We start from the raw sequence: 26,538 nt of genomic DNA on the forward strand, positions 1-26,538 counted from the left end.
TGATAAGGGTATTGTGAATAAAAAGGCCGCATCAAGCGGCCTTTTTCATTTCAGTGATGCCCTGCGAGAATATCAAGCGCGTGGGATCGGAATTCTCGATTGTAAAGAACCAGCGTAACCCATGCGGCCCCGATGATAAAGGCGACCGGGTGATAGAACCAGGCAAGCGCTGATAGCGCAAAGAAATAGGCACGAATGCCACGATTGAAGTTATGGGCCGACATCATGCTCATGCGTGATGCCCGGGCGGCGGCCTTTGCCGCATCCGGTGCGCTCGGGTCCGGGGCTGCACCAATCAGGATCGAACAATAGTTCGACAGACGAAACGCCCATGTGAATTTGAAGAAGGCGTAGATAAAGATCAGAACCAGCAGAACGACCTTGCATTCCCAGACTGCCGCCGTGGTTTCAACGGCAAAGGGCAGGGCGGATACCGTTTGGATTGCCTTTTCGGTGTAGCCAAGAAGTGCGATCAGACCAATCAGCACCAGAATGGTGGTCGAGGAAAAAAAGCTGATACCGGTGATCAGGTTGCCCGCGATGGAGGTATCGACCATACGCAGATTGCGTTGAAGCATCTGTTCCATCCAGCGATGGCGATTGCGCGCCATATGGGCCGAAATCGAATTGCGTCGTCGCGAACTTGCATCGGCGAATATGGTATAGCCCACCCACCAGATGAATGCCCAGCTGACAGCGGCGATGTCGAGTAACGTAAATTCGGGCATAATGTGATCCGTCTTTGAAATCGTTTCGGCCATAAAACACATTGATTGGCGATGCCATCCTACTGAGGATACATGTTTGTTCGCAATCGGCTTTAATGTTTCCTGTATCCATTCCGATCTGTGATCCATGCATGTCTGATCTCTGATGACCCGGTGCGGGTTGTGTTTTTCACCGATACAGAGTATGAGCGGCGCAAATTTTCACTGGAGAGCGACATGAGCGACCTCGAAAACGATCTTGGCGAAGACATAGACTTCGAAGAATTCGAAGCGCATACCGAACAGCTTCTGGCCGAAGGCCGTAACAAGGACGATCTGTTCGAATTTATCGGCTTCCTGAACATCAACGAAGTCGGCACGCATATGATCGCGGCCGAGATGGTTCTGGACGAAGATGCCATCGACCAGATGAGCAAGACGCTTCGCAAGCTTGATGTGGATCTGGGCCCGCTTGGCGAACTGACCGGCGGCCTTAAAGGCGGCGAAGATGTCAAACGTGCGCTGGCGGCCCTGTTCCTTGAACTGGTCGAGCTTTGCGAACTTGACGAAGACGATGAAGATGCCGGCGAACTTTCGGAAGAAGCGCTGGTGCTTTTGAACTTCGTTAAACGCTTTAATCCGCAGATGCGTCGCCTGACGGTGGCACTGACCGATACCGATGATGACGATGTCGCGTGCGAGTACGAAGTCACCAACTGGTAAGTCTTGGTGCTTGCTCTTGTGGCGAAATATCATGTAGGCAAAGGCAGGATGTTTTTATCCTGCCTTTTTCTTTGTCGGAGCCACCGCTGTGACCATAGCCACCGTAGACAGCGCATCTGCGCGGTTTCAATCCTATATCGATCGCCACGCAAACGGGCAGGAACCGATGGAAGATGCGCCGCGTCTTCGGCAGTGGATCATTGACCATCAGGCCGATTTTGCCGCGATCATGGATTGCGATCTGAAAAGCTGTCCGAAAATCGTCTATGACTTTTCACGTAACGGGGATGTCGTGATTGGCGGCACCAGCGATCCGGCCCGGCAGACCGAAATCATGTGGCGGCAGATGGCCGATGCCAATGCGCCGGTCGGTATCGGGCGTTATCGCGAAGACCGGATATGCTATCAATCGGAGCAGTTCAAAAATGATGGCGAGGCCCGAAGCCAGCATCTGGGGATTGATCTGTTCGCCCCGGCGGGAACGCCTGTCTATGTCCCGCTTGATGGCGTCGTGCACAGCTTTAATGACAACAATCTTCACCTTGATTACGGACCGACCATCATCCTTGAACACAATCCGGAACCGGGTGTGACTTTTTACACGTTGTATGGTCACCTCAGCCGTGAATCACTTGACGGATTGTATGTCGGCCAGCCGGTCGAAAAAGACCATCTGCTGTGCACCTTTGGTGATTTCCCGATCAATGGTGACTGGATCCCGCATCTGCATTTCCAGATCATTTTCGATATGCTGGGTAAAAAGGGCGATTATTTCGGGGCGGCGAAGCCATCGGAATGGGACATTTGGGAAAGTATCTGTCCCAATGCCAACCTGATCCTGCAAATGCCGGAAAATGTGACCGCAAACCGGAGTGGTCAGTAATGCAGCCGCGACTTAAGGCTGGTATCTGGGTGCGCGGGCAGATTGCCATCTGTCAATCAAAGTTGATCACGGCGATGGTCGCGCACAAGGGCAATGAAGATGCCGGTGCGGTTCTGCTGAAGCTCAATCGTTTTGCGGCCGGATGCTACGTCTATTCGCGTGTCACGACACTTGATGGCGATATGGGCTGGATGCAGGTGGCTGGCGGACCGGATGGCGGGCGCGAAACGGAATTTGCCTGTGACGAATACTGGCGCAAGCAGGTGAAATTTGATCGCGATGTCTGGGTGCTTGAGGTGGAGGATCACAAGGGAGAATATGAACTTGATGCGCCGTTGGTTGATTTCTGATGGACCAAAGTTCGTAAGTACAAAATCAAAAAGGGCCCGCAAAGAACTGCAGGCCCTTTATTTTTCCAGCGAACGCTAATCAGGCAGTACGCTGCAGCAGATGGTAACCAAAATCGGTTTCAACCACGTCGGACGTGGTGCCGACTTCCATGTTGAAGGCAGCCGCATCAAATTCCGGAACCATCATGCCGCGGCCAAAGAAGCCAAGATCGCCGCCCTGCTGACCAGACGGGCAGTCAGAGTTTGTTTTGGCGACTTCAGCGAAGTCGGCACCATTGGCAATCTGGTCTTTGAGTGCGTTGATTTCGGTAAGCGCTTCTTCCTTGGTGCGGGTTGCACTGGAACGTGCCGAACCGGCATACATCAGAAGAATGTGCGATGCGCGAACTTGTTCACTCATAACTCGTCCTTTCTTCCGCGGGCGGCTTGCACACCGCGGATTTTCTGCAAGATTAGAAGTTTATGGAGAAGGCAAAGGGTCCAAACCGATGTGCAGGCGTATATTCACGTGTACATGGGCTTGGGCCCTAGACTTTCTCCATGCCTTGTGGCTTGTTACGACAAAATGATCAGAGATGAAAGAGAAGAGGCGTTTTAATGCTTGCTGTTGTTTCTCCGGCAAAGAAACTTGATTTCGAAACCGATGCACCTGAAATGGTCGTTTCAGAACCTCAATTTCTCGACGACACCGAAGAACTTGTTGAAGTTGCACGTAAAAAAAGTCGCAGCGACCTGATGAAGCTGATGGGCATCAGCGAAAATCTGGCTGATCTGAACTATCAGCGGTTTGCGCATTTTTCACGTCCTTTTGATCGCACAAACGCCAAACCGGCAATTTACGCGTTCCGCGGCGACACCTATATCGGGCTTGATGCCGATACGATGAATCAAAAAGACATCGACTGGGCCGAAAACCATTTCCGGATGCTTTCGGGCCTTTACGGGCTTTTAAAGCCGCGTGATTTGATGCAGCCCTACCGTCTTGAAATGGGAACGCGGCTTTCGAACCCGCGCGGCAAGGATCTTTATGCATTCTGGGGTGACAAGATTGCCAAACAGGTCAATTCGATTACCGCTGATCACAAAAACCGCAGTCTGATCAATCTCGCGTCGCATGAATATTTCAAGTCGGTGAAAAAGGATGTACTTGACGGTCCGGTGATCACGCCGGTCTTCAAGGAAGTCAAAGCCGGTGTTGGCAAGGTCATTGGCTTCTCGGCCAAACGTGCACGTGGCACAATGGCGCGCTACATGATCGACAATCGTCTGGAAAAGCCCGAAGACCTTAAATCGTTCGATGTGGAGGGTTATCGCTATCAAAAAGACCAGTCGAATGATAACGAGTGGGTCTTTACACGCGAACATGACTGATAACAGAACAGGTGCGATCGTATGACCGACGATCATCTCGAGCAGCTTGAAGATGACAATCATCTGCCGGAATCTCATCCGTTTTCCGGATATCTGCGGACCTTTTTCCGTGGGCCGGGGCGTTCACGCAGCCTGACGCGTGAAGAGGCATTTGACGCCTTTTCAATGATCCTGCGTGACGAGGTTGAGCCGATCCAGTTGGGCGCGTTTCTTTTGATGCTGCGTTATCGGGCGGAAACGCCCGATGAACTGGCTGGCATGATCGAAGCCGTGCGCAAGGCTGCCCGTCTTGAACTTGATGACGAAAGCCTGGTTCCGGAAAAATGCCATCCAATGCTGGATTGGCCATCCTATGCAGCAGGGCGTTCGCGTGGCTTGCCGTGGTTCGTGCTGTCGGCGATGTTGCTGTCGCGCAATGGCATACCAGTTCTGATGCATGGCTATAATTCGCATCTGACCAACGGCGTCGGGACTGAGGCCGCAGTCAAGGCCCTGAAGCTGCCGCTGGCAATGTCTGCAGATGAAGCACGTTCCGATATCGCATCCAAGGGCTTTGCCTATTTGCCGTTGCGCCATATTCACCCGAAACTTCAGGAATTGATTGGTTTGCGGCCGTTGCTCGGCCTGCGCAGCCCGGTCAATACTCTGCTGCGCCTCCTTAACCCGTTGCAGGCGCGTGCAGCATTTCTCGGCGTATTCCATCCGGCGTTTCTTGATGTCCACCGGGAAACCGGCAAGCTTCTGGAATTGCCGCGTATTGGTGTAATCAAGGGCGGTGGCGGCGAGGCGGAGCGTACACCGTTTAAGCATGTTGATCTGCGTATGCTTGATAATGGCGAGCTTAGCGATGTTCGCTGGCCGGCTCTTCTGTCGCGGACCGAAAAGGACGACGAAGATAACAGCCCGGTGACCTTGCAGCATTTTCTGGCCGTCTGGCGCGGCGAGGTCGAAGACAGTGCTGCGATTGCGCGCATCAAAGGCAGTGCAGCAATGGGCGCGTTCCTAGCCAGTAAAGCCGACTACATGGACGAGGCTGAGGCACTGGTCGAAGGCTGGTGGGAGAAGCGCGATCGCAAGATCGGGTAACCGTGACAGCTTGCAGGTGAAACTCAAAACACAAAAGGGGATGGTCAACACCATCCACTTTTTGATGTTCAGAACGAAGAATTCGGTTCCTTCAGGAATGCTGTTTCTTCGGGAGTGGATTCCCGGCCAAGGATTGCATTGCGATGGGGGTAACGCCCAAAACGATCAATGATCTGTTTGTGCCTGATTTCATAGTCGTGGTTGTTTTCCAGGCCCGGCTGGTCAAACAGCTTTAGTGCAACTTCGTGGATCGCTTCTGATTCCGAATGCATATAAGGCATATAGAGAAAGCATTTTTCGGCGGGTTTGGTCAATTTCGCGTCAAACCCTTGGGCAACGGCCTCCTGGGCCAGAACAAGTGCCATCGTGTCGCAGGCAAACGCATCGGGTTTGTCGCGATAGATATTGCGTGAAAACTGATCCAGAATGATGATTTCTGCCAGTCGACCATGTGCGTTTTTTCGCCAGCCATATAGCTCCCCGGCTGCCGCGGCAGCATGAAAATCGGCAAAGCGTTCAGTGATATGACGATCAAGCGTGATATCTTTTTCAAACCATTGTTTGGGTTCTAGTTCCTTGAACCAGAAAACGAGGATGGATTCAGGTTTCATGAGGGCTTCCCGTTTTTTGATGTTGGCGCAGCATAGGCGAGCATGTAGGCGCCAGCAAGTCAGGCTTGGGATATGACGCCGTCCTGAAGGCGGACTGAACGCGTCGCGACCTGATCAAGAAACAGCCGATCATGTGAAATGATCAGCATTGCCTGCGGCAGGGAACGCAGAATTTCGATCAGACGTTTTTCGACATCGGCATCAAGCCCGTTGGTGGGTTCGTCAAGCAGCAGAATTTCGGGCGACATCGCTAGCACGGTCGCAAGCGCCACCAGTCGCTTTTCACCACCGGAAAGCTGATAGGTGATCCGATTTTCAAATCCGTCCAGCCCCAGATCCGATAGCATTTGCAGAGCAATTTTTCGCGCATCTTCGCGTGATTGACCAAGGTTGAGCGGGCCAAACATCACGTCTTCAAGAACAGTCGGGCAGAAAAGCTGATCATCGGAATCCTGAAACAGCAATCCGACCCGGCCGCGGACGGCGCGGAATTCGGCTTCTGTTTCGCATCTTGACTCAAGAATGGCGATCTCGCCGTTCTCCACCGGGACCAAACCCATCAAACAATGCAACAGGCTGCTTTTACCAGCGCCATTGGTGCCTAGCAGTGCCAGTCTTTCGCCGGTGCGCAGGGAGAGGTTGACACCATTCAATACCTTGCGCCCGGAGGAAAAGGTGAAATGCAGGTTTTTGACAGTGATCAGATCATCGCCGGACATGCGACCTCCAGCCCGATCAGTGCAATGGCGAAAAGAATGGTCGCCGCCGCAAACAGATAATCCTGCGGGCATAACCGGGGCAAGGAGCCGAAATGCATATGACCGTGATACGCACGACATTTCATCGCCCAAAGAATGCGTTCCGAACGATCATGGCCGCGTACCAGCAGCATCCCCAGCAAATACCCAAAACTGCGCCAGCTATGGCGATTGTTGTGCGCGACAAAAGCGCGTGCCCGCATGGCAAGACGCAGGCGCAGATATTCCTGCCGCAAAAGATCGATATAGCGAACGGTAAACATGAAAAGCGTCACCAGCTTTGCCGGAATGTAAATTCCCTGCAAACCCCGCCCCAGAAGGATTGCATCCATTCCGCCCACCAGTGCAATCAGAATAAGGATCGCCGCATTTGCCTTAAGCGCGATCAGGATGGCCTGAAACAATCCCTGATAACTGGCGTCAAAATCCCAAAAGGTGAAAATCACCTGACCGGGAACGGTAAAGGGCAGCATGATCAGCATCACAAGGATAAAGCCATCCATGGCCAAAACCATTTTAAGCGTTCTGGGCCAGTCCGGTTTGGCAAAGCCGGTAATGATAGCAGCGATCAGAACCAGCATTGCCAATGGTTGCCAGCTTGAAAAACTGACCGCAGTTACAATCAGCGCGAGAGCCGCCAGTAAACGAAATCGTGGATCAATTCGCGACAGAATCGAACTGGATCGTGACGGTATAAGGACATTTGTCGCCCCGATCATGGTTTTTTATTCTGCTGACGGGGGCGTGATTTTACGGCCTGAAACCAAGCAAAGGCCCCGAATATTCCGACGATGACACCGATGCCACCCAGAAGGTCGGAAAATCGGACCTTGTCCTCATAGGCAACCAGCTGTTCGCGCAAGGGCCGGACATGGCGGGATACAGCAGCGTCAATCAGGCTGTCCAACTCGTCCCGTGAAAGGGTGACTATCGCGTCAGAAGTGGCTCTGGCAATGGTTGTCGATGAGGGGGGTGTTTTTTTGCTTTGGAGGGATGAGGCCGTGTCAATCTGGCTGACATCAATATTGATGTCTCCGCTACCTGACGGCAATTGATCGGAAAGCTCATCACCATTGATTTTGAAGCTGGCGATATGGCCATCACCGGAATTAGCTTCGATGACATAATCTTGCCGGTGACTGACGCGAAGTTTGAATTCGCCCTGATCATCTGTCTTGCCAGCAAAGACAACGCGGCCTGTATCATCGAGAAGTTGGATTTCTGCATCTTGCGGCCGGGCGCCACCCCCGAAATAGGCATAGCCGTCAATGACGTCACCGTTTCCCATCGCAAAAACGTGCAGGCTGTGTGCTTGTGCATTGACGCATGTGAACAGCGTGCCGATCAGAACAGCAATTGCATATAATGAGGGAAATCGGGGCATCTATCAGGCAACGCTTCGAAGCGAACCGGCGGGGGCCAGCATGACCGGACGGACTTTCTTGACGAGATGAACGGCTGCTGCGGTGAGGATACCTTCAACCACCATAACCGGGATGTGGCTCATGACAACAAGCTTTGCCGTCGGAACAAATCCCTGTCCGCTGGCGGCAAGTGACAGGCCGACCATCATGCTTGAAAGGGCAATAGCACCGGACCCGGCAACAAAACCCGCCAGCAGGACCAATTTGCCTTCGGCACGTGCCAGAAACGGTGAAACCAGCCACCACATCAAAACGGCGGGCAGGGCTATATTGACTGTATTGACACCCAGAACCGTAATGCCGCCGAAACCAAAGAAAACTGCTTGCAACAACAGTCCGATGAATATCGCCGGGAAAACGGACCAGCCCAGCATCAAGCCAGCCAAACCATTTACAATCAGATGCGCACTGCTTGGCCCGACGGGAACATGGATCAGGGAGGCAACGAAGAAGACGGCACTCATCATCGCCACGCGGGGCATCGCATCAATATCGATTTTGCGAAGCCCGTAGCTGATGCCGGTAACAGCCAGAACCGCACCAGTGACAACGACTTCACTCGATAGGGCTCCGTCGACGATGTGCATGGTCAAATCCCTGTAAAGCGCATTTGCAATCCATCAGCTTACAGGCAGGCCTGCAAACGGATGGAACGGCGCATTGATTTTATTCCGGTGAGGCAGATAGGCTATAAAACCTGCCTGAAAAGCGTAGCGATTTCGCTGTCGCGAAGTCAAGCAGGTTTCATATTTTTTATAAATAAGTATGACGATGCTGTGCGTCTGGTTGGGAGCATCACTCCATCGCGTCGGTTTTGACCCAGATGACACCGCCGCGTTCGACCGGAACCTGATCATTCGATCCGGGGGCGGCCATCGTGCCATCTTCGATCAGGGCGGCAAACGCCCACCAACCATCACGTGGCATGGCATAGGTGAAAACACCATTGCCATCGGCCTTGATGACCTGTGTTGAAAAACTGTCGTTCGGCAGCGTGATGCTGCCATCATTGGCATATTCAACCTCGACCTCGGCAAACGGTACCGGCTCGCCGTTATGACGGACGATCCCGCTAAACACATTTCCGGTCCAGATGCCATAGGGGCGGGTCAGGGGCTCTATCTCCACCGGGAAGCCGACCATCTGGTCCCATTCTTCACCAGCACCAAACGCATCAATGATCGTTTTGGTGTACTGGATGATGTATTTGCCCTCGGATGGTTCGAAATAGGGAACCGGTTCGACATAAAGCGCATATCCGCCCGGACGATCAATGCTGATTGTTGCGTCAAACGCTGCTTTGCCATCGACCGTCTTTGCCACCAGACTGTCGCCAAGATCGGTTTTATTGCCGTTGGTCTGGATGCCAAATTGAACCGGGCGGGCCATTTCCATAGCCGGGCCATCGGTCATTGGGTGGGTAAAGGTCAGATCGACGTCAACATCGCGCCCGGTTTCCTGTGTCACCACATTGGTTGACGGGATCATCTTCTGGAAGTGGGCTTGCGCATCATGTTGTGCACTGATCAGAAACCCAAATGAGAAACCCATGGTTGTGATAAACCGAAAAGGAAACGACATCTTTCTGTCCTGTGATGCTGAAATGATGCCGTAGCCTATGGCGACCGATTTGTCGGGTCAATCCATTGAAATGAAATATTTCATAAAATATTTAAAAACGTATGATTTTCGGGGTGTATCGAAACCGGCAATGAAAGCCGGTTTCGATATCGCCAGAGACTATTGTTGGCTGGTAGATGCCTCGATCATTGGCTCGTCATTGGTTTCTGATGCCAATCCCACATGCTTCTGGCGCTGTTTCTGCCGCCATGTGTCAAGAAACAGCAGGATTGGTGCCGCGATATAGATCGACGATGTCGTGGCGATCACAACACCAAACACCATCGGAACGGCAAAGCTTTCAACGGCAGACCCGCCCCAGATTGCCATAGGCACCATCGCAAACAGGGTTGTAAGCGATGTGAATAGGCAGCGCGCAAGTGACTGATTGATCGACATGTCGATGATTTCACGCATCGGCATCTTTCGATAAAGTCGCAGGTTTTCACGCATCCGGTCATAAACCACCACCTTGTCATTGACCGAATAGCCGATCAGGGTCAGCAGGGCGGCAATGGCGGTCAGATTGAAGTCGAGTCCCATAACCGCGAAAAAGCCGATTGTTTTGGTCACATCAAGGACCAATGTAACAATCGCGCCAACGGCAAACGGCCATTCGAACCGCCACCAGATATAGCCCAGCATTGCGAGGCTTGCGAAGATGACGGCACTGACACCGGACTGAGCGAGTTCACCGCTGACTTTGGGGCCAACGACTTCGGTGCGTTTAAAATCCGCTGCCGGATCAATGGATTGAACTGCTTTCTTGACGGTTTCGACAACTGCGGTTTGTGCCTGTTCGCCGCCCGGCTGACGTTCAACCCGGATCAGGATATGGTCATCCTTGCCGATATCCTGAAGGCTGACATCGCCAAGCCCCAATGTTGAAAGTCCCTGTCGCAAGGTTCCAAGGTCAAGGGGACTACTGCCGTCATCCAGGTTGCCTCCTGCAACTTCGATCTGAATACCGCCCTTGAAATCAACGCCGTAATCGAGACCGGGTTTGAAGAACAACCCGATTGAAATGGCTGACAGCAAAAGCGACATACCGATGCCAAGAAAACGTGCCCGCATGAAGGAAATGCTGGTTTTTTCGGGCATGAAACGCCAAAGCGGTTCAATAACGAGCTTTTTCATCCGTGTGCGCCAGACGATTTCGGTCATGATGACCCGAACAACGGCAACCGCGGTAAACATGGAAATCAGAATGCCGAGACCCATCGTGATGGCAAAGCCGCGCACCGGGCCTGATCCGAACTCAAACAGAAGAGCAGTGGCGATAAGGGTTGTGATGTTTGAATCCACAATCGTGGCATAGGCACGCTTAAACCCGGAATCGAGCGCCATGAAGGCCGAAAGCCCTCGTTTGGTCTCCTCACGGATACGTTCGTTGATCAGAACGTTGGCATCCACGGCTAGCCCTATCCCCAGAACAATCCCGGCAATACCAGGAAGGGTAAGTGTCGCCCCCATAAGACCAAGGGCACCGAATGTCAGCATAACGTTCAGGCCCAATGCCAGATTGGCAATAAGACCCCAGCGGCCATAAAGGAAAAACATCAATCCGGTTACCAGAGCCAACCCGATCAAGCCGGTATAAAGACCCATTTCGATTGCATCCGCTCCAAGGTCAGGGCCCACAGTTCGTTCTTCGATTACGGTCATTGGGGCGGGAAGGGAGCCCGCACGCAATAGGGCTGACAGTGTCGTCGTTTCGCCGACCGTAAAGCTGCCGCTGATCTGGCCTGAGCCACCGGTTATTACCTCCCGGATAACCGGAGCACTCAGGACTTCGTTATCAAGAACAATGGCAAAGGGTTTTCCGACATTGGCACGTGTGATATCGGCGAACTTTGCCGCACCGGCCGTATCAAACCGGAAATTGACAACCGGCTGATGGCTTTGCGGATCAAAACCGGCATGTGCATCTGTAAGATGATCGCCCGAAAGGGCCGGAGTACGATGCAGGTGATAGCTTTGGCCGTCCTTGTCTTTCACTGTAAGGATACTACTGTCGCGCCTGTCTGTTCCGTTACGGTCGGCCAACATATGGAAGCCAAGCTTTGCCGTGCTTCCCAGAAGTTTTCTGACCTGAGACGGGTCCTGAATGCCCGGTAACTGCACCAGGACGCGATCACTGCCAATCCGTTGGATGGTGGGCTCGGACACACCGATCTGATCGATCCGGCTTCGAATGATCTCTAGGCTTTGCTGGGCGCTGGCGTCAACCCGATTGCGAATGCCTTGTTCGCTAAGTGCTATATAAATGCTGTTATCGCGCGGTGTTGTAATGACAAATTCCGCTGTCGATCCGTGTCGCGGTGTATCAACTTGCGCATTGGTAAGGTCTTTTAGGGCATCAAGGGCAGCGTCGTGATCCTTGGCGTCCGGCAGGGTTACAATCACCTGATCTTTGCTGATCTGAATGTTATCAGTCGCAATATGGGCCTTGCGGAGGGCCGTTGTCACATCGTCACGCGCGATTTCAAGCCGTTCGGCAATCATTGCTGCGGTATCGATTTCCAGAACAAGGTGCGATCCGCCTTTGAGGTCAAGCCCAAGGGCAACCTGTCGGGTGGGTAAAAAGGCTGGCCAGTTGGCAAGCTGGGCCGGATTGAAAAGGTTAGGCAGGGCTGTCAGAAATCCTGTCAGAAGGACAAGGGCATAGACAACTACACGCCATCTTGATGTACGCATGAAGAATGAACTCCGCACAGCAATCGAGCCGGACCAGTTTGATGTCCGGCGGTGCTGTCACCTGATATTTCTGGAAACACGGCGCTGATCTAGCCGCGGTTTTAAACAATGAAAATCAGGCCCGGAAGGGCGGAGCACGCGGAGAAACGGGAAGAATTTCTGCGCTATGTGTCGTGATCGTACCCGCCACAAAGATGAGGGTCGCCCATTGCGCGGCGGCATGCGGTGTGACCGACGGCACAACTGCGGCATCATCGGGGAAGGTTGGCTGATGGGACGGTACATCGTCCGGGGTCTGGCGGTTGCCTGCGATGGCACGATCCGGTGCCATCGGAAGGACTGCTTGCGACGGACCGCTATCGTGATTGACGGTGTTAAACGGATAGGGGAAAGTCGACCCGTCGGAAAGCGGCTTGGCAGTGATTGAAGTCCCGCCACCAAACAGAACAAGCGCGCAAGCGATCAGGCAAAATGCAGCATGGCGCAACAGCCCCGGTAGGGACTGACTGCGATCAGAATGATCTGTTGCCTGTGCGGCTTGGCTGACTGGTTGCGGCATAATGGTCCGGAACGCGCTGAAACAGCGCCAGATATGGCGTGGCGGCCAAAAAACACAAGCCCGGTAATAAAAAACTTATCGGGGAATTCGGGGTAAACAAGGGGAATACGGAATGCTCAGGATGGTTTATGTCACGCCGGATGGTGGACGTCATTGGGTGGATTCTGCCTGGCGGGAAACCGCGACACTTCATAATGCGGTTGCCAATTGTGCGCCTGGTGATCTGATCCGTTTGATGCCGGGAAACTATTTCCTGCCGGAACCTGTCGATATTCCGATCAGCGGGCTTGAAGATCAGCCAATCATCATTCGCGGTGAATATGGTGCGATACTGGACGGTCGTCGTCCGCCCGATCCGGAAGTTTCGGCAACCGATCCCGGATGTGCCAGATATGCGGCGTTTCGCATCATCGGAAAGCGCCATATCCGCCTTGATAATATCCGTATCGAACGCGCATGGCCAAGTGCCGTTTATATCCGCGACAGCAACGATCTGACATTCAAAAACATGCAAATCCGTGGTGGAACATATGCCTTTTATGCAACGGGCGAGCATGCATCACGCATCACCATCGAAAATTGCGACTGGATTCAGGATGACGTGATCTGGCGTTACCTTGACTGGGCGATGATCCATGATGGTGAAATCACGCCGGGCAAGGAAGCCCCATATAGATATCTGAACGGTGCATTCTTTGGTGCGGATGACATTGCGGGCGATGTTCTGATCCGTGGGAATGATATTCGACATTGCTATAACGCCATTCGAATGGATGTATCTGCGGCCAATATGCAAAAGCCTATCGGCAGTTTTAATCGCAATGTCAGGATAATCGATAACCGGTTCAGTTTTGTGCGCGATAACCCGGTCGAACCCGAAGCAACTGCTGTTGGCTGGTGGGTGGCCTATAACCAGTTCTATAACTGCCACAAACTGTTTTCGCAGGATAATCTGGCTGGCGGGTATTGGTATTATTTTGGCAACCGTGGCTGGTTCGACAGCCGCCCGGGGCCGAAAGGTGACGAAAATAATGGTGGTGCCGTTTTCAAATTCGGCAAAGCAAGCCATGCGCAGCCAAACCTGCCATTTGAATGCTTCCACAACAGCTTCTTCCTACGCCAGAAGTACGTCAAAAAGGGCGCGACCAGAATGTGGCAGAACCGTCGCAATGCCATAGGTTATGCCGATCCGGCGACATTGCCGATCAATCTGATGTCAATCGATCAGACATTGTTTGGTCCGACCTATGAACTTGATCTTGGAGAAGATCGCAGCGTGATGTTTTCCGGTGATTTATGCAATCATGCGACCTATCCGGCGATATTCGATGCTTGGCCCGGCGTGCTTTATAATCCGCGCCCGGCTTTCGGGCCGATATTCAAGGCGGGCATTTGCGGTGATCTGGAACTGGTTTCAGGCCATGCCGAAGGATATGACGATGCACTTGAAGTTCAAATGCCAGACGGCACTGTCTGGAAATCCGATCCCAAAAGCTGGCCAGGGGCATTAACTGGCAAAAGGCTGGTTGCCGGGCCGGACTACGTGCCGGTTGATTTGGCATATGTCCGAGCCAGGATCGACGAAAACAATTAAAACGCAGTGGATTAGGTGATCTGGCGACGTTGTCGTAATATTGGGTATGGCTTGCAGCGAGGTGACGTAAGCGTAAATATATTGACTTGTAAGTCCCGTTGTTGCGATGCTGCGTTATTGCATTCATTCAATAAGAAAAAACATGAACGATAAGCTGTACAGCATTACCGAGCTTGCCGAAGAGTTCGACATCACGCCACGTGCCATCCGGTTTTATGAAACCAAAAGCCTGCTGTCGCCACAGCGGGCGGGTGCCACGCGCGTATACAATTACCGGGATCGTGCGCGCCTTATGCTGGTGCTGCGTGGCAAGCGTCTTGGTTTCTCGCTTGAAGATATCAAGGAATATATTGATCTGTACGACGCCGAACGGTCGGGTGCCGATCAGCTGGCGCATCTGATGCTGGTTGGACGTCGTCGCATTTCCGAGCTGGAACAGCAGCTTGAAGACGTTCAGACAACCTTGGGCGAACTTCGTAAAATTGAAAGCGAGGCTGCCGATGCGTTGCGCGAAAAGGGTATCGACCCGGAAAAGGCATTGGCAAATATCAAAGCCAAACCGGTGCCTGAAACCGCATGACTTGCTGACACTATCCAATTAGACAAAAGCCCGGCCAATATGACCGGGCTTTTTCATGATGGATCAAGCCGAAATCAGGCAACGTCGCGTTGCAAGGGCAGGGTGACCTCGAATACTTCCTCGTCGGCAAGATATTTGCGCGAGAATCCCAGTTTTTCACAAAGCGTCAGCATCCGGCGGTTATCTGGTAAAACCTGCCCGATAAAGGTCTCTGTTCCTTTCTGGCGGCAATATTCGATCATCTTTTCCATCAGCACACGGCCAAGGCCACGACCCTTGATGTCCGAGCGCACCATAATCGCATATTCGGCATGTTCATTATTGGGATCGATCACGACCTGAACAATACCGTGGATTTCGCCTTCTTCCGGACCATTTGGCACGATGGCAAGGAAGGCCATGTCTCGGTCGTAATCAAGCTGTGTCTGGCGGGCCATTTCCGAATGCGGCAGTTCACGAACGGATCCAAAGAACCGGAAATGGATATCTTCGGGTGTCAGTTTCGACATGAATTCATAGTGCTTCGGTTCGTCCTCGGGTTTGATTGGGCGCAGCAGATATTTCGTTCCGTCATCCAGGATCAGTTCCTGTTTCAGATGACGCGGATAGGGATGGATCGCCAGACGCTGGTCATCGCTAACCACTTTCGGGGTTACCTTGATGCGGGCATCCAGCGCAATCACGCCGGTCTGATCAATCAGAAGCGGGTTCATGTCGAGTTCAAGGACTTCGCCAAGATGCACGACCAACTGCGACAACCGCACCAGCGTGACGTAAAGCTGTTCGAGGTTGACCGGCGGTACATCGCGATAGCCGCGCAACAGATTGTAGATGCGCGTACCTTCAACAAGTTCGCGTGCCAGCTTCATGTTCAATGGCGGCAAGGCCATGGCCCGGTCTCGGACCACTTCGACCTCGACCCCGCCATGACCAAACAGGATCACCGGGCCAAAAATCGGATCGGTGGTCATGCCAACGATCAATTCACGCGCACCTGCACGCTTGATCATTTCCTGAACGGTAAAGCCACGCACCCGGGCGTTCGGGAATTTCTGTTTGACGGTCCGCAGCATCTTGTTGCCGGCAGCGCGCAGTTCCTCGTCACTGTCGATATTCAGAACCACACCGCCAACGTCAGATTTGTGGCTGATATCATCCGACAGGATTTTAAGTGCAACCGGATAGCCGATAGCATCCGCCGTTTCGACGGCGTCATCAACTGATTTGCGGCTACGGTTTTGACCGTATTGATGCCATAGCATTCCAGAACCGCCTTTGCTTCCGGCTCGGTCAGCATATCGCGACCCGAATGGATGGCCGTATGGATGATCTGGCGTGCCTTGTCCGTTTCCGGCGTAAAGTCCTGTGGTACTGACGGGGGCGTTTCCATCAGGACTTCCTGCAATTTGCGGTAGTTTACCATATGCTGGAAGGCCGCGACCGCGTTTTCTGGTGTGCGATAGGTCGGAATCCCGGCGGCATAAAACAGGTTACGGGCCTTGGCGACCGTTGCCTCGCCAACCCAATTTGTCAGGATGTTCTTGCGGCTGTCCTTGATGGCATTAATCACGCCTTGGGCAACTTCAACCGGATCGGTGATGGCCGTCGGTGCATGCATGACAAGAAGGCTGTCGATATTGGGATCTTTCAGAACCGCATCAATCGACTTTGCATATCTTTCGCCCGGCGCATCCCCGATAATATCGACGGGGTTCGCATGTGACCAGGTTGACGGCAAAACACTGCTAAGCGCATCAATGGTGCTGTCTTCGAGCTTGGCCAGTTGGCCATGCCGTTCAATCAGGGCATCAACTGCCAGAACGCCAATGCCACCCCCATTGGTAATAATGCCAAGCTTATCGCCCCGGAATGGACGCATGCGAGAAAGTGTTTCGGCGGCCGAAAACATTTCCGTGACCGTATAAACGCGCAGAACACCGGCACGTTTGATAGCTGCATCAAACACGTCATCGGCACCCGCCAGCGCGCCGGTATGTGAAGCAGCAGCGGCGGCACCTTCGGCAAAGCGGCCCGACTTGATACACAGGATCGGTTTGTTGCGCGATGCGGCGCGGGCGGCGGAAATAAAGCCGCGACGTTCCTGAATGGATTCGATATACAGCATGATAGCGCGCGTGTTGGGATCGGAACCCAGATAATCGATCACATCACCGAAATCGACATCGTCGCATTCACCAAGCGATATGAAGTGCGAAAAACCGATGCCGCGTGCTGCCGCCCAGTCGAGAACTGCGGTACAAAGTGCCCCGGACTGCGACACAAACGCGATTTTGCCACTGCCGATGCTTTGATGGCTGAAACTGGCGTTAAGCCCGATACCCGGCACCATCAGTCCAAGACAGTTCGGGCCAAGCAATCGCATCTTGTTACGCGCGGCAATGTCAAGCATTGCCTGTTTGATGCTGCGGGTTTCGTCATACTGCTCGGCGCCAAGGCCTGCCGTCAGGACAATGGCTGCCATACATCCCTTGGTAGAGAGACATTCCATGGTCGGAATAACTGCTTTGGGTGGGACGCAGATCACGGCAAGTTCGGGAACGACCGGAAGGCTTTCAACATCAGGGTAGGCCAGGACACCGACAATCGACTGGCTGCGCGGATTGACCGGCATGATCGGGCCGTCAAACCCGCCTGCGAGCAGATTGCGCATGATAACCTGCCCCACGGAATGGGGCCGGTTCGATGCGCCAATGACTGCGACGGACTTGGGTTTGAAAAGATGGTCGAGATTAATGGTACTCATCACCGAATTCCCGCTTTGCCTTTTGGCTGCGCGTCCTGTTGACGGGACCGCGGCCCGGATAAAATTGGTTTGGCATCAAACCACCCGGCGGATGGCATGTGTGCACGTGCGAGATCGTATTACGGTGACAAGTATATTGATTTGTTATGAGTCAATAAAGCACTGATGACCCGAAGATTTTACAGGAGTGTCACATCCTGTTCCTATCGAAACGATCTTGTGTTTCCCGACCGATGCTGTGTGCCACCGGATAGGGCCTTCAGCCACGGTGGCAGGTGAAAAAAGCTCATGAGCAGATACATCACAACCATGTCGTTAAAGTACGATGTATCGTCCGTTGTCAGGCAAATTATATCCGTCCTGCCGGCATTAGGTATGCCGGTGACAAGCGCCATGAGCGCAAAGGCCGGGGATGCGGCAAATGGAAGCAACCGAGCTATCCGGAGGATGGCGGTATATCCACCATCCTTCGAAGCCATGCCGCCAATATATCTGCCTTGGCGATGCTCTTTGCCCATTTTGTATCTCTTGCCTGATGGGCCTAGTGGCATGCGGTTTTCTTGACGCTGTCAAACAGGCCTTCGACCGAACCGGTTTCAGTTTCGGTTTTCATTGCTGCCATTTCATACAGGTCATGGTGCCGCACCCATTCCATTTTGTTCGGGACATCTTTTTCGTCCCGCCCCTTGGGCATAAGATCAAGCAATCTGTATGTGCCCATCATGGCGTCGACCCCGCGGCCATAGGTCGAATAGGTATGAAAAACCTCGCCGCAGTCGTTTTTGATGAAGGCACTCAGCCCCGGCCATTCTTCGAAGGCATGTGGCCATTTGCTGTAGTTGTAGTGAATTTCACCTTTGGCTGTTTCTTCGGGGGTGAAGCTGACATTGAAATCATAGTTGAAGTCACTTTCATGCGAGGAAACCCAGCTGAATTTCCAGCCCATGCGTGCGCGAAACCGTTCAATATTTGCAAGCGGCGCACGTGAAACGGCGGTGAAAGTGACATCGCGCTGCGCCATATGGACCGTTATACCGTCCATATGATCCGCCATGAACGAACAGCTCGGGCAGCCTTGCTCCCAATCGGGTCCGAACATGAAATGCTGGACAAGTAGCTGGCTGCGACCGTCAAACAGATCAGCAAGAGAACCTTTTCCATCAATCGTATCGAACACGTAGTTTTTATCGATACGGACATATGGCAGTTCACGGCGTGCTTCAGCGATCTCGTCGCCAAGACGGGTTAGTTCCTTCTCGCGGGCGAGAAGTGCCTTGCGTTCGGAAAGCCATTCATTGCGGCTGACGATACGCGGGTTTTCCGTGTTAGGTTTGGAAATCATTTTGGCATTCGTCATTGCTGTTTTCCTATCTTTCGGGTGACGATAGGCAAAGGTTAGGCGAAGGGACGTTCAACCGGGGAGTAACAAACGTGACGCAATTTGGGATGCCTGAATGGCCATAATGGATTCCCTGATCACAGCTGCCGCACGAGCCTTGTCAGCCGGTGATCCGCTTGGCGCGTTAAAATGCGTCGGTCTGCGGGATGATCCGCCGGCACTGGCACTGCGCGGTATTGCCTTGGCCCAGTTGGAGGATTTCGATCGTGCCAGGGCGCTTCTTAAACGGGCCGCACGCGGTTTTGGTGCATCGGAACCTTTGGTACGTGCGCGTTGCGTTGTTGCCGAAGCTGAAATTGCACTGGTGTCTCGTGATCTGGGATGGGCCGAAAAGGCCCTTGATAGCGCCCGCCGGATACTTGAACAGCGTGGTGATCATGTGAATGCCGCGCATGCAAGGCAGCTTGAAATCAGGCATGTTTTACTGACAGGACAGTTTGAACAGGCCGAACAAATGCTTAGCGAAATCAATCCGGACATTTTGCCGCCGATTTTGCAGATTTCTCATGAAATGATCCTTTTTGGGATTGCTGTGCGGCGTCTTCAGGCGGGGGTGGCCCGCGCGGCCCTTGAACGGGCAAATCATTTGGCGCAGACGGCAAAACTGCCGGTCCTGATCGCGGAAATCGAAAAAGCATATGTAACTTTGAATGCACCGGCAGCGCGGCTTATTGCAAAGGGCGAGGAGCGGCTTGTCATCCTGCAGGAAGTCGAAGACCTGATGGCATCGGACATGCTTGTTATTGATGCGTGCCGGTATGGCGTTCGTCAGGGGCGGGTAGCAATTTCGCTTTCAACCCGGCCGGTGCTTTTCAACCTTCTACGTATTCTTGGCGAAAGCTGGCCCAAAGATGCCCCCAGAGATTCTCTTTTATCCGGGGTATTTGGTGCCCGTTATGTCGATGAAACGCATCGTGCCCGATTGCGGGTCGAAATCGGACGGTTGCGGAAATTGATCCGGGTTTTCGCAAATATTACGGCAACCGATTCCGGCTTCATCCTGAAGCCTAAATCTGTCGGAAAAGATCAGTCGGTAATGGTTCTGCTTCCTCCGATGGAGGATAATAACGCGAACATTCTTGCGCTTTTGGCTGATGGCGAAGCATGGTCGAGTTCGGCATTGGCGATCGTGCTTGATACCAGTGCACGGACCGTGCAAAGGGCGCTTGAAGAATTGGCGCGTGCTGGCAAAGTTCGTGCAATTGGCCGCGGACGTGCACGGCGATGGACGTCACCACCACCGCCCGGTTTCACGACAACATTGTTACTCCCTGGCCGACTTCCCGTTGACTAGGCTGTGTCTTGCGTAAGCGAAACACAATCATAGAAAGGGCTTGAAAATGACTGATCGAAAAGCTGAGATTCTTGCCGAATATGGGCCTTTCCCGGGTATCGATAAGGTGCATGGGGTAACATATGATGGACGCCATGTGTGGATTGCTGCTGGTGAAACGATCCATGCAATTGATCCCGACAACGGAACCCCGATACGCATGATTGAAGCCGCTGCCGATGCTGGTACGGCCTTTAACGGTAGTCACATTTTCCAGATCGCCGAGGATTGCATTTACAAAATCGATCCGGAAAGCGGCCATGTTCTGGATTCCATTCCGGCACCCGAAGGTGGCAATTCCGGCATGGCCTGGGCAGAAGGCAGTCTTTGGGTAGGGCAGCATCGCAACCGGAAAATCCATCAGGTCGATCCACAAACGGGCGAAGTCCTACGCACGATTGAATCAGATCGTTTTGTCACCGGTGTTACCTGGATCGATAACGAGCTTTGGCACGGAACATGGGAAGGTGATGAAAGTGATGTTCGTCGGATCAATCCGCAAACCGGCATGGTTCTGGATCGATTGACAATGCCGTCCGGCATTGGCGTTTCTGGCTTGGAAAGTGACGGTGTTGCGCGCTTTTTCTGTGGTGGTGGTTCCAGCGGCAAGGTTCGGGTTGTCGGGCGTCCGGTGCGGCCATAATCGTTAGTGAAGATGCCCGTGGTTGCCTTCGTCATCAAAACGATTGGACTGTTCTATCCATTCCTCGACTTCGTGGGCACTTTGCATCGCCAGCGCAATTTCAAGATCGTTTTGAACATGGGCGAGACTGTCAAACATCGGGCACCAGCCAAATGCCTGAATACGTTCATCTGTCGTAGATGAAATCGTATACAGATCACCATCGATCCGGTGCACAAGGCCATGTATGACGTCATCTTCACCGATGATCATCCAGCCATCCGTTGCACCGGCAAGCGTGCCAAGCTTCACCTGTTTCAATTCGATTTTGGCTGTTTTCATGGTTGATCAGTCCGATTTCTGGGGCAGGTGTAACAATATCAAAAGAAAAAGGGACCGAACAAGTTGTTCGGTCCCTTTTTAATTGGCTCCGGCAGCAGGACTTGAACCTGCGACCCAATGATTAACAGTCATTTGCTCTACCAACTGAGCTATGCCGGATCAGGGTTGACGCTCCGTTCGAAGCGCGTGGCAGGGGTATAATAAAACGGCTTTGTTCCCGCAAGACCTTTTTGTGAAAAAATGACCTGAAATTTGTCTTTTTTAACTGTACCGGGATATCCATCGCTTTCCGGTTTATTGAATACCGGTTTCCTGTGCCTTTAAATGCTTACGGGACCGGATGACCTTGTGCGGCGACCAGAATTTCAAACCAGTCCTGACGGTCAAGCTGAACGTTGCATGACTGTGTCGCGCATGTAATGCGATGGGCTTTCATGGTGCCAAGTACTGGCACCGGCTGACAGGGCAGATGAAGCAACCAGGCTATCGCTACTTCGGCAATGCCGGGCAGGGCGTATTTGTCGCGCATTCTTTCAAGAACGGGGCGCAGACGTTTGGCTGCCACGTCGTTTTCGGTGTTAAACAGGCGTGCGCCGCCCAGTGGCGACCAGATCATCGGGTGAATGCGGTTTTGTTGCATCTGATCGAATGTGCCATCAAAGATCGCAGCAAGTTCTAGCACCGAACATTCGACCTGATTGGTGGCAAGCGGCACATCAAGGCGGCTTTGCAAAAGATTGAATTGTGACGGAGTGAAGTTTGAAACACCGAAATGGCGTACTTTTCCCGCCCTGCGAAGTTCGTTGAAGGCTTCGGCAATCTCGTCTGCGATCATCAGGGGACCGGGGCGGTGGATCAAAAGCATGTCGATATGATTGGTTGCCAGATTGCGCAGTGAATTTTCAACCGATTGCAGGATATGGGCCTTGGTCGTGTTGTAGTGATTGATCCGGTGATCTGGCCGCGTATCCTTGACCAATGCCACGCCACATTTGGTGATAATTTCCATTTTGCGGCGCAATTCCGGCGCTTTTGCCAATGCCTCGCCGAAATAGACCTCGCATCCGTAACCACCATAAACATCGGCATGGTCAAATGTCGTAATTCCAGCATCAAGGCAGGCGTGGATCAGTTCCAGAATATCTCCGGTATTCCTGATATCCGCGCTGTTGCGCAGACGCCATGCACCCCACGCCAGTTGCGAGAAACTCAGATCCTTGGCCATTTGGCGGCGTAAGACAGGAGATGACATCTATCGGTCCTTCCGGAAATTCATTGCGACTGGTTGTGTCATTGGTAGCAATTTGCGGGGCAGGGCACAAAAGCAAAAACCCCCGGAACAGAGTTCCAGGGGTTTGTGGCTCCGGCAGCAGGACTCGAACCTGCGACCCAATGATTAACAGTCATTTGCTCTACCAACTGAGCTATGCCGGATTAGTGGAGGCGCGAGCCGGAATCGAACCGGCGTGCAAGGATTTGCAGTCCTCTGCGTAACCACTCCGCCATCGCGCCTTAGCGTTGGCTGGCCGGTGTATAGCCCTATCGAATACAGGCCGTCAAGCACCCAATTTTACATTTTTGAACAGAATGCAGACCGGGGGATCGCCAACAAACAATTTGCGCCCGGGTAAATCCATTCTGGATATGTTTTCAACATGTTTTAGCGAATAATTGCTCCGATCTTCTTGATCCGTTGTTGTCAGTTGCCCATGTGCTGACTATAAACAGGGCAACATCTGTGACGTGGTTTTGGGGACAAAGACCGGTTGCAGGCTTTTTCTCGCGAGAATTTTCAGGTCAGATAAACATGGATTACCAAATCGCGCGCCGTAACATGGTGGAAAATCAGGTTCGGACCAACAAGGTCACCGATCCCTTGGTCATCGCTGCGATGGAGGAGGTTCCACGCGAACTGTTCCTGCCGGAAGGCAAACGTGGCATTGCCTACGTCGATGAAGATATTCCTGTCGGAAATGGCCGGTATGCGATGGAGCCGATGGTAATTGCGCGCCTGATGCAGTCTGCTGAAATCTTACGGAGCGATGTCGCTCTGGTGATTGGTGCGGGATATGGCTACACGGGGGCGGTTCTGTCACGTGTTGCCGAAACCGTGGTTGCGGTTGAAAGCGACAAGGAAATGGCATCGATTTCCGAAAAGACCTTCCAGGCTCACAGCTATGACAACGTCATCGTGGTCGAAGGCGATCTGGCCAAAGGTTATGCCAAGCAGTCACCTTATAACGTTATTGTCTTTGACGGTGCGGTTGCCGAGGTTCCGGCCAATATTCTTGGTCAGTTGTCCGAAGGTGGTCGTTTGCTGGTTGTGGTCCGCGCACCGGGCAAGGTTGGCGTCGCACGTCTTTATGAACGTGAAAATGGTGTTGTCGGGCATCGTGATCTGTTCGATGCGAACATTCCCTATCTTCCCGGGTTCGAGCCGGTGGAAAGCTTCGTATTCTGATATGACTTTGTTTTGCCCGGGAATATCTCCGGGCAAAATTTTATCTAAACCAGCCGAACAACCTTTCAGGAAACCAAGGCAGGAAAATGGTGTGCGATATCCGATGCAGTGAGCTAGCAGCGAGCCTTGACGGAACCAATCCGCTATTACTGGTCGATGTCCGCGAAGATTGGGAATTAGAGATTTGCGCAATTACGGGCGCGATCCATATTCCTCTTGGCAAACTGGCTGACCGGGCAGGGGAACTTGACCCGGAAAAGCCGGTAGCACTTCTTTGCCATCATGGTGTTCGCAGTCGCCATGCCGCGATGCTGCTTGAGGATCGCGGATTTAAAGATGTTTTTAATGTTGCGGGCGGTATAGATGTCTGGGCGTTGGAAATTGACCCGGATATGACACGTTACGATTGATGATTTGACGGTGGGAAAAGACGGCAATTTTATTTTTTCTCAAACAACTGCCTCTTTTCTTGGAAAATTTTCGTTCCGTCGTTACCATATGCGAAACTGCGCCGGGGTCGGGACTTGGTGTAGGATCTTACAAGGGTAGATAAATGTTAAAACGGTTCTTGCTGACCTGCAGTATTCTGGCCACCGGCGGCATCGCTGCCAATGGGGCTTCTGCAGAGAGCCTTGAAGAAGCTTTGATCAAGGCATATCAGAGCAACCCGACGCTGGAATCCGGTCGTGCGGCGCTCCGTGCGACGGATGAAGAAGTCTCGCAGGCGCTGTCAAACTGGCGGCCGAACGTTTCGCTGTCGGGCGAAGCAGGCTTTCGGGAATATAATACCGATGTAGATGATACAGAAACGGATAATAGCCTGACGCCATATACCGTCGGTGCGGAAGTTGTTCAGCCGCTCTATCGTGGTGGCCGTACCATCGCGGAGACCGAACGCGCAGAATCACGCATCCGGGCGGCTCGTGCGTCACTTCGTTCATCCGAACAGAATGTGCTGCTGCAGGTGGCGACTGCTTATTTTAACGTTCTGCGTGACACAGCTGTTGTCGAATTGAACCAGAACAACGTTCGCGTTCTGGAACGTCAGCTTGAAGCAACGCGTGACCGGTTTTCGGTTGGTGAAGTGACCCGTACCGACGTTTCACAGGCCGAAGCCCGTCTTGCCGGTTCCAAGGCCGATCTGATTTCGGCTCAGGGAAACCTTGCAAATACCCGCGCGCAGTACGAGCGTCTGGTAGGGAACAAGCCTGATAATCTTGAAATTCCGAACCCGCTGTCTGGTTTGCCGACCAGTGTTACGGATGTTCTGGCGATTGCCCAGGAACAGCATCCGGACGTGGTTCAGGCCCAATATACCGAAGACGCGGCAAAATCCGACATTCGCCTGAGCGAAGGCTCGTTGTATCCGGAAGTCAATTTGACCGCTGGTGTTCAGCGCGCTTACGAATCCTCGCAGGAGGATTTGACGGCTGACAGTGCCGAAGTCCTCGCTCAGGTCACTGTGCCTCTTTATCAGCAGGGCGCGGTTTATTCATCGGTTCGTGCCGCGAAACAGACTGCTGGTCAGGCCCGTGTTCAGGTCGACGAAGCACGTCGTGCGGTGATTGAGAACGCCACCAGCTCATGGGAAACCCTTGTGACGGCACGTGCCAGCATCGAGTTCCCAGCAGGCACAGGTCGCTTCGGCTGAAGTTGCCCTTGATGGTGTTCAGCGCGAAGCATCTGTCGGTTCGCGTACCGTTCTTGATGTTCTTGATCAGGAACAGGAATTGCTGCAGGCACGCGTTAACCTAGTTGGTTCGCGCCGTGATGCCGCGGTTGCCGAATTCCAGGTCAAGGCAGCGATGGGGGCCTTGAATGCGCAGGTTCTCGGCCTTCCGGTCGAAATTTATGACACTGAATCCAACTACAATAAAGTCAAGGATCAGTGGTGGGGAACGGACTGACCTGAATACTGGCAGGGCCTTCGGGCCCTGTTAGACCTTGGGGAGAAGGGCGGTTCGGTAATGAAATCTAGTGCGGAAGTTAAAAAATGAGTGACGGGCAACAAGAACCTTCAATGGAGGACATCCTCCAGTCCATCCGCAAGATTCTTGCTGATGAAGGGGATGACGACAAGAAGCAGGCCGCTCCTGAACCAGAACCGATGCCGGAACCTGAACCAGAGCCCGAACCGGAAATAGAAGAAGAGATCGACGAGCTCGAACTTGACGAAGAGCCCGAAGAACTTGAATTCGACGAAGAACTCGAACTTGACGAACCCGAGGAAGAACTCGAACTCGACGATATGCTCGATTTCGACGAAAGCCCGGAAGAAGACGAATTCGAAGAGCCCGAACCAGACCCGATTGATGACTTCGCTGAACCCGAACCGGCAATGCCGGCGGTTTATGAGGACGACGAAGATGACGAGCCGCTGATTTCGCGTGTTACTGAAAACACGGCTACCGGAACCATCTCGGATTTGGCGCAAGCCGTTGCAAAGAAACGCGCAGTTGCTCTCGGCCTTAATGCAGGCCATATCACGCTTGAAGATCTGGTGCGTGATATGTTGCGCCCGTTACTTAAGGAATGGCTTGACGAAAACCTTCCCTATATGATCGAACGCCTTGTGAAAAAGGAAATCGAGCGGATCGTGAACCGCGCCGAAGACCTGTAGGCGAGCCGAAATATGATTTACAGCGGCGCGCCAA

The 26,538-nt window shown here is 53.0% G+C and carries 29 protein-coding genes and 3 tRNA genes; 14 read left to right on the forward strand and 18 right to left on the reverse strand.

Annotated elements, in window-relative coordinates; genetic code table 11:
• Positions 1-50 precede the first annotated feature (50 nt).
• Positions 51-728, reverse strand: a complete 678-nt coding sequence (locus R1T41_RS17780; RefSeq protein ID WP_062949376.1) for a DUF599 domain-containing protein — start codon at positions 726-728, stop codon at positions 51-53.
• A gap of 216 nt (positions 729-944) precedes the next feature.
• On the opposite strand from R1T41_RS17780, the gene R1T41_RS17785 reads away from it, so the two are divergent.
• From R1T41_RS17785 to R1T41_RS17795, 3 genes are all read left to right on the forward strand, one after another.
• On the forward strand, positions 945-1,430 hold the full coding sequence (locus tag R1T41_RS17785) for a hypothetical protein (protein WP_062949025.1): 486 nt from the start codon (positions 945-947) through the stop codon (positions 1,428-1,430).
• A gap of 88 nt (positions 1,431-1,518) precedes the next feature.
• Positions 1,519-2,313 carry a peptidoglycan DD-metalloendopeptidase family protein gene (locus tag R1T41_RS17790; RefSeq protein ID WP_317338275.1) on the forward strand — a complete coding sequence of 265 codons (795 nt, stop codon included), beginning with the start codon at positions 1,519-1,521 and terminating at the stop codon, positions 2,311-2,313.
• Positions 2,313-2,663, forward strand: a complete 351-nt coding sequence (locus R1T41_RS17795) for a DUF1491 family protein (RefSeq protein WP_062949021.1) — start codon at positions 2,313-2,315, stop codon at positions 2,661-2,663. Before R1T41_RS17790 ends, R1T41_RS17795 begins: the two co-directional genes overlap by 1 nt.
• A 79-nt stretch (positions 2,664-2,742) precedes the next feature.
• Here R1T41_RS17795 and R1T41_RS17800 read toward each other — a convergent pair whose 3' ends face one another.
• Positions 2,743-3,063, reverse strand: coding sequence for a peptidylprolyl isomerase (locus R1T41_RS17800; RefSeq protein WP_062949019.1), 321 nt, complete (start codon positions 3,061-3,063; stop codon positions 2,743-2,745).
• 197 nt (positions 3,064-3,260) lie between these two features.
• Here R1T41_RS17800 and yaaA point away from each other — a divergent pair, with 197 nt between their 5' ends.
• A complete protein-coding gene (yaaA, locus tag R1T41_RS17805; RefSeq protein ID WP_317338278.1) occupies positions 3,261-4,034 on the forward strand; it encodes a peroxide stress protein YaaA in 774 nt (257 codons plus the stop codon).
• A gap of 21 nt (positions 4,035-4,055) precedes the next feature.
• A complete protein-coding gene (locus R1T41_RS17810) occupies positions 4,056-5,120 on the forward strand; it encodes a glycosyl transferase family protein (RefSeq protein WP_317338280.1) in 1,065 nt (354 codons plus the stop codon).
• Positions 5,121-5,188: 68 nt separating this feature from the next.
• Here R1T41_RS17810 and R1T41_RS17815 read toward each other — a convergent pair whose 3' ends face one another.
• The 8 genes from R1T41_RS17815 to R1T41_RS17850 all read right to left on the reverse strand — a co-directional run bounded on the left by R1T41_RS17815 (position 5,189) and on the right by R1T41_RS17850 (position 12,789).
• Positions 5,189-5,731 carry a DUF924 family protein gene (locus tag R1T41_RS17815; RefSeq protein ID WP_062949013.1) on the reverse strand — a complete coding sequence of 181 codons (543 nt, stop codon included), beginning with the start codon at positions 5,729-5,731 and terminating at the stop codon, positions 5,189-5,191.
• Between the two features lie 59 nt (positions 5,732-5,790).
• Positions 5,791-6,450: an ABC transporter ATP-binding protein gene (locus R1T41_RS17820; RefSeq protein ID WP_317338282.1), complete on the reverse strand. Its 660-nt coding sequence runs from the start codon at positions 6,448-6,450 to the stop codon at positions 5,791-5,793.
• Positions 6,432-7,208 (reverse strand): cobalt ECF transporter T component CbiQ, encoded by a 777-nt coding sequence (cbiQ, locus tag R1T41_RS17825; protein ID WP_317338283.1) that lies wholly within the window; start codon positions 7,206-7,208, stop codon positions 6,432-6,434. The genes R1T41_RS17820 and cbiQ overlap by 19 nt, the downstream gene beginning before the upstream one ends.
• On the reverse strand, positions 7,205-7,873 hold the full coding sequence (locus tag R1T41_RS17830; RefSeq protein ID WP_317338286.1) for a hypothetical protein: 669 nt from the start codon (positions 7,871-7,873) through the stop codon (positions 7,205-7,207). Before R1T41_RS17830 ends, cbiQ begins: the two co-directional genes overlap by 4 nt.
• A gap of 3 nt (positions 7,874-7,876) precedes the next feature.
• Positions 7,877-8,500: a cobalt transporter CbiM gene (gene cbiM, locus R1T41_RS17835; protein WP_317338287.1), complete on the reverse strand. Its 624-nt coding sequence runs from the start codon at positions 8,498-8,500 to the stop codon at positions 7,877-7,879.
• A gap of 208 nt (positions 8,501-8,708) precedes the next feature.
• Positions 8,709-9,494 (reverse strand): DUF4198 domain-containing protein, encoded by a 786-nt coding sequence (locus R1T41_RS17840; RefSeq protein WP_317338289.1) that lies wholly within the window; start codon positions 9,492-9,494, stop codon positions 8,709-8,711.
• 159 nt (positions 9,495-9,653) lie between these two features.
• Positions 9,654-12,230, reverse strand: coding sequence for a protein translocase subunit SecD (secD, locus tag R1T41_RS17845; protein ID WP_317338290.1), 2,577 nt, complete (start codon positions 12,228-12,230; stop codon positions 9,654-9,656).
• A 115-nt stretch (positions 12,231-12,345) separates the two neighbouring features.
• Entirely contained in the window at positions 12,346-12,789 is a 444-nt protein-coding gene (locus R1T41_RS17850; protein WP_317338291.1) for a hypothetical protein, read from the reverse strand.
• Between the two features lie 112 nt (positions 12,790-12,901).
• Here R1T41_RS17850 and R1T41_RS17855 point away from each other — a divergent pair, with 112 nt between their 5' ends.
• Positions 12,902-14,383 carry a right-handed parallel beta-helix repeat-containing protein gene (locus R1T41_RS17855; RefSeq protein ID WP_317338292.1) on the forward strand — a complete coding sequence of 494 codons (1,482 nt, stop codon included), beginning with the start codon at positions 12,902-12,904 and terminating at the stop codon, positions 14,381-14,383.
• Positions 14,384-14,525: 142 nt separating this feature from the next.
• The gene (locus R1T41_RS17860) at positions 14,526-14,963 is read left to right on the forward strand and encodes a MerR family transcriptional regulator (protein WP_062959980.1); all 438 of its coding nucleotides are present in this window, start codon (positions 14,526-14,528) and stop codon (positions 14,961-14,963) included.
• Positions 14,964-15,037: 74 nt separating this feature from the next.
• On the opposite strand, the gene R1T41_RS17865 is transcribed toward R1T41_RS17860, so the two are convergent.
• The 3 genes from R1T41_RS17865 to R1T41_RS17875 form a co-directional block, all read right to left on the reverse strand.
• Positions 15,038-16,153, reverse strand: a complete 1,116-nt coding sequence (locus tag R1T41_RS17865; protein WP_317341592.1) for a GNAT family N-acetyltransferase — start codon at positions 16,151-16,153, stop codon at positions 15,038-15,040.
• Positions 16,078-17,727 (reverse strand): acetate--CoA ligase family protein, encoded by a 1,650-nt coding sequence (locus R1T41_RS17870; RefSeq protein ID WP_317338296.1) that lies wholly within the window; start codon positions 17,725-17,727, stop codon positions 16,078-16,080. Before R1T41_RS17870 ends, R1T41_RS17865 begins: the two co-directional genes overlap by 76 nt.
• A gap of 541 nt (positions 17,728-18,268) precedes the next feature.
• Entirely contained in the window at positions 18,269-19,084 is an 816-nt protein-coding gene (locus R1T41_RS17875) for a DUF899 domain-containing protein (protein WP_317338298.1), read from the reverse strand.
• Positions 19,085-19,181: 97 nt separating this feature from the next.
• Here R1T41_RS17875 and R1T41_RS17880 point away from each other — a divergent pair, with 97 nt between their 5' ends.
• Together R1T41_RS17880 and R1T41_RS17885 are read left to right on the forward strand one after the other, a co-directional pair.
• Positions 19,182-20,420 carry a helix-turn-helix domain-containing protein gene (locus R1T41_RS17880; RefSeq protein WP_317338300.1) on the forward strand — a complete coding sequence of 413 codons (1,239 nt, stop codon included), beginning with the start codon at positions 19,182-19,184 and terminating at the stop codon, positions 20,418-20,420.
• Between the two features lie 46 nt (positions 20,421-20,466).
• Positions 20,467-21,102, forward strand: a complete 636-nt coding sequence (locus R1T41_RS17885) for a glutamine cyclotransferase (RefSeq protein WP_317338301.1) — start codon at positions 20,467-20,469, stop codon at positions 21,100-21,102.
• A gap of 3 nt (positions 21,103-21,105) precedes the next feature.
• Here the strand turns inward: R1T41_RS17885 and R1T41_RS17890 are convergent, their stop codons facing one another.
• The 5 genes from R1T41_RS17890 to R1T41_RS17910 form a co-directional block, all read right to left on the reverse strand.
• Positions 21,106-21,423 carry a hypothetical protein gene (locus tag R1T41_RS17890; RefSeq protein WP_317338303.1) on the reverse strand — a complete coding sequence of 106 codons (318 nt, stop codon included), beginning with the start codon at positions 21,421-21,423 and terminating at the stop codon, positions 21,106-21,108.
• Positions 21,424-21,506: 83 nt separating this feature from the next.
• A tRNA-Asn gene (locus tag R1T41_RS17895) sits at positions 21,507-21,582 on the reverse strand.
• Between the two features lie 169 nt (positions 21,583-21,751).
• The gene (locus tag R1T41_RS17900) at positions 21,752-22,675 is read right to left on the reverse strand and encodes an aldo/keto reductase (RefSeq protein WP_317338305.1); all 924 of its coding nucleotides are present in this window, start codon (positions 22,673-22,675) and stop codon (positions 21,752-21,754) included.
• A gap of 106 nt (positions 22,676-22,781) precedes the next feature.
• Positions 22,782-22,857: transfer RNA gene (locus R1T41_RS17905), tRNA-Asn, on the reverse strand.
• A 4-nt stretch (positions 22,858-22,861) separates the two neighbouring features.
• Positions 22,862-22,935 (reverse strand) — tRNA-Cys (locus R1T41_RS17910).
• 295 nt (positions 22,936-23,230) lie between these two features.
• Here R1T41_RS17910 and R1T41_RS17915 point away from each other — a divergent pair.
• The 5 genes from R1T41_RS17915 (at position 23,231) to R1T41_RS17935 (ending at position 26,504) form a co-directional block, all read left to right on the forward strand.
• Positions 23,231-23,884 (forward strand): protein-L-isoaspartate O-methyltransferase, encoded by a 654-nt coding sequence (locus R1T41_RS17915; RefSeq protein WP_317338307.1) that lies wholly within the window; start codon positions 23,231-23,233, stop codon positions 23,882-23,884.
• Between the two features lie 86 nt (positions 23,885-23,970).
• Positions 23,971-24,294: a rhodanese-like domain-containing protein gene (locus tag R1T41_RS17920; protein ID WP_317338309.1), complete on the forward strand. Its 324-nt coding sequence runs from the start codon at positions 23,971-23,973 to the stop codon at positions 24,292-24,294.
• Positions 24,295-24,437: 143 nt separating this feature from the next.
• The gene (locus R1T41_RS17925; protein WP_317338311.1) at positions 24,438-25,535 is read left to right on the forward strand and encodes a TolC family outer membrane protein; all 1,098 of its coding nucleotides are present in this window, start codon (positions 24,438-24,440) and stop codon (positions 25,533-25,535) included.
• On the forward strand, positions 25,492-25,791 hold the full coding sequence (locus tag R1T41_RS17930; protein WP_317338313.1) for a TolC family protein: 300 nt from the start codon (positions 25,492-25,494) through the stop codon (positions 25,789-25,791). Before R1T41_RS17925 ends, R1T41_RS17930 begins: the two co-directional genes overlap by 44 nt.
• A gap of 113 nt (positions 25,792-25,904) precedes the next feature.
• Positions 25,905-26,504 (forward strand): DUF2497 domain-containing protein, encoded by a 600-nt coding sequence (locus R1T41_RS17935; protein ID WP_317338314.1) that lies wholly within the window; start codon positions 25,905-25,907, stop codon positions 26,502-26,504.
• Positions 26,505-26,538: the final 34 nt, after the last annotated feature.

The organism is Thalassospira lucentensis (assembly GCF_032921865.1).
GTDB lineage: Bacteria > Pseudomonadota > Alphaproteobacteria > Rhodospirillales > Thalassospiraceae > Thalassospira > Thalassospira lucentensis_A.

What these genes read in the sequence shown, in the direction of transcription:
- cbiQ (WP_317338283.1), bottom strand. Translation starts at nt 7,208, where the DNA reads ATGATCGGGGCGACAAATGTCCTTATACCGTCACGATCCAGTTCGATT.
- R1T41_RS17890 (WP_317338303.1), bottom strand. Translation starts at nt 21,423, where the DNA reads ATGAAAACAGCCAAAATCGAATTGAAACAGGTGAAGCTTGGCACGCTT.
- R1T41_RS17815 (WP_062949013.1), bottom strand. Translation starts at nt 5,731, where the DNA reads ATGAAACCTGAATCCATCCTCGTTTTCTGGTTCAAGGAACTAGAACCC.
- R1T41_RS17860 (WP_062959980.1), top strand. Translation starts at nt 14,526, where the DNA reads ATGAACGATAAGCTGTACAGCATTACCGAGCTTGCCGAAGAGTTCGAC.
- R1T41_RS17795 (WP_062949021.1), top strand. Translation starts at nt 2,313, where the DNA reads ATGCAGCCGCGACTTAAGGCTGGTATCTGGGTGCGCGGGCAGATTGCC.
- yaaA (WP_317338278.1), top strand. Translation starts at nt 3,261, where the DNA reads ATGCTTGCTGTTGTTTCTCCGGCAAAGAAACTTGATTTCGAAACCGAT.
- R1T41_RS17935 (WP_317338314.1), top strand. Translation starts at nt 25,905, where the DNA reads ATGGAGGACATCCTCCAGTCCATCCGCAAGATTCTTGCTGATGAAGGG.
- R1T41_RS17800 (WP_062949019.1), bottom strand. Translation starts at nt 3,063, where the DNA reads ATGAGTGAACAAGTTCGCGCATCGCACATTCTTCTGATGTATGCCGGT.
- R1T41_RS17840 (WP_317338289.1), bottom strand. Translation starts at nt 9,494, where the DNA reads ATGTCGTTTCCTTTTCGGTTTATCACAACCATGGGTTTCTCATTTGGG.
- R1T41_RS17810 (WP_317338280.1), top strand. Translation starts at nt 4,056, where the DNA reads ATGACCGACGATCATCTCGAGCAGCTTGAAGATGACAATCATCTGCCG.
- R1T41_RS17850 (WP_317338291.1), bottom strand. Translation starts at nt 12,789, where the DNA reads ATGCCGCAACCAGTCAGCCAAGCCGCACAGGCAACAGATCATTCTGAT.
- R1T41_RS17785 (WP_062949025.1), top strand. Translation starts at nt 945, where the DNA reads ATGAGCGACCTCGAAAACGATCTTGGCGAAGACATAGACTTCGAAGAA.
- cbiM (WP_317338287.1), bottom strand. Translation starts at nt 8,500, where the DNA reads ATGCACATCGTCGACGGAGCCCTATCGAGTGAAGTCGTTGTCACTGGT.
- R1T41_RS17920 (WP_317338309.1), top strand. Translation starts at nt 23,971, where the DNA reads ATGGTGTGCGATATCCGATGCAGTGAGCTAGCAGCGAGCCTTGACGGA.
- R1T41_RS17875 (WP_317338298.1), bottom strand. Translation starts at nt 19,084, where the DNA reads ATGACGAATGCCAAAATGATTTCCAAACCTAACACGGAAAACCCGCGT.
- R1T41_RS17820 (WP_317338282.1), bottom strand. Translation starts at nt 6,450, where the DNA reads ATGTCCGGCGATGATCTGATCACTGTCAAAAACCTGCATTTCACCTTT.
- R1T41_RS17915 (WP_317338307.1), top strand. Translation starts at nt 23,231, where the DNA reads ATGGATTACCAAATCGCGCGCCGTAACATGGTGGAAAATCAGGTTCGG.
- secD (WP_317338290.1), bottom strand. Translation starts at nt 12,230, where the DNA reads ATGCGTACATCAAGATGGCGTGTAGTTGTCTATGCCCTTGTCCTTCTG.
- R1T41_RS17780 (WP_062949376.1), bottom strand. Translation starts at nt 728, where the DNA reads ATGCCCGAATTTACGTTACTCGACATCGCCGCTGTCAGCTGGGCATTC.
- R1T41_RS17885 (WP_317338301.1), top strand. Translation starts at nt 20,467, where the DNA reads ATGACTGATCGAAAAGCTGAGATTCTTGCCGAATATGGGCCTTTCCCG.
- R1T41_RS17870 (WP_317338296.1), bottom strand. Translation starts at nt 17,727, where the DNA reads ATGAGTACCATTAATCTCGACCATCTTTTCAAACCCAAGTCCGTCGCA.
- R1T41_RS17880 (WP_317338300.1), top strand. Translation starts at nt 19,182, where the DNA reads ATGGCCATAATGGATTCCCTGATCACAGCTGCCGCACGAGCCTTGTCA.
- R1T41_RS17830 (WP_317338286.1), bottom strand. Translation starts at nt 7,873, where the DNA reads ATGCCCCGATTTCCCTCATTATATGCAATTGCTGTTCTGATCGGCACG.
- R1T41_RS17925 (WP_317338311.1), top strand. Translation starts at nt 24,438, where the DNA reads ATGTTAAAACGGTTCTTGCTGACCTGCAGTATTCTGGCCACCGGCGGC.
- R1T41_RS17855 (WP_317338292.1), top strand. Translation starts at nt 12,902, where the DNA reads ATGCTCAGGATGGTTTATGTCACGCCGGATGGTGGACGTCATTGGGTG.
- R1T41_RS17900 (WP_317338305.1), bottom strand. Translation starts at nt 22,675, where the DNA reads ATGTCATCTCCTGTCTTACGCCGCCAAATGGCCAAGGATCTGAGTTTC.